The 1,068-nt window shown below is 66.3% G+C and carries 1 protein-coding gene; it reads left to right on the top strand.

Annotated elements, in window-relative coordinates; all coding sequences use genetic code 11:
• Positions 1 to 1,068: IS4 family transposase (locus tag D779_RS19210; RefSeq protein ID WP_043757477.1), on the top strand; the 1,068-nt coding region annotated here is incomplete at both ends.

The raw sequence follows: 1,068 nt of genomic DNA, 5'->3' as shown, positions 1-1,068 counted from the left end.
CCCGACCATGGTCCGCGCGGTGCTCGAGCGCAGCTTCCATCCGCAGCAGCTCGATCGCTGGTTCGAGACCACGGCTCAAGACCAGTACACCCGCCAACTGCTGTTTTCGACCCTGTTCGATCTGATGCGACAGGTCGTCACCCGCCAGCAACCCTCGGTGCATGCGGCCTATCAAAGCGCCCGTGAGCCGATCCCGGTCTCCCTGAAAGCGGTCTACGACAAGCTCAGCGGGCTCGAGCCCGAGGTCTTGGCGGCGTTGGTCGGCTACAGCGCCGAGCAAGCCAGGGAGGTCATCGGCGCTCTCGAGGGTGCCAGAGCTCCGTTGTTGGCGCACTACCGGGTCAAGATCCTCGATGGCAATGCCTTGGCCGGACGTGAGCACCGTCTGGCCGACACCCGGACGCGGAGCGCCGCCCCCTTGCCGGGCAAGGCGCTGGTGGTCTTCGAGCCGGCGCTGGAAACGATCACGCACCTGATCCCGGAGGTGGACGCCTATACCCAGGAGCGTGCCTTGCTGCCTCAACTCGCGCGCACGATCGCGGCGGGGGATCTGTGGATCGCCGACCGCAACTTCTGTGTCGCCTCTTGGATCTGGACCCTGCATCAGCGCGGTGCGGCCGTGCTGGTGCGCGAGCACCAACAAATCCCACTGCACCCGCTCGAGCCGATGCGCCCGGCGGGGCGCAGCGACCAGGGCGTGCTGAGCGAGCAGCGCGTGAGGATCACCGCCCCCGACGGCCAGCAGACGCTCGAGCTGCGTCGTATTCGTCTCGAACTGGATACGCCGACACGTGACGGCGAAACCCGACTGTATCTGTTGACGACCGTGCCCGAAACGCATGCCGATGCCGCTCAGATCGCCGCGCTCTATCGTGAGCGCTGGACCCTGGAAAAGGCGTTCCTGCACCTCACCACGCAGCTGCGCTGCGAGATCGACACCCTGGCCTATCCGCCCGCGGCCCTGTTCGGATTGACCATGGCCATCGTCGCCTACAATGCCTTGGCCGTGATCAAGGCCGCATTGCGTCAGGTCCACGGCGCCGAGACCATCGACACGCAGGTCTCGGG

It is taken from the genome of Imhoffiella purpurea (assembly GCF_000585215.1).
GTDB lineage: Bacteria > Pseudomonadota > Gammaproteobacteria > Chromatiales > Chromatiaceae > Imhoffiella > Imhoffiella purpurea.
Note: the sequence above shows the minus strand (reverse complement) of the source record. Positions and strands in the feature narration are given on the sequence as shown.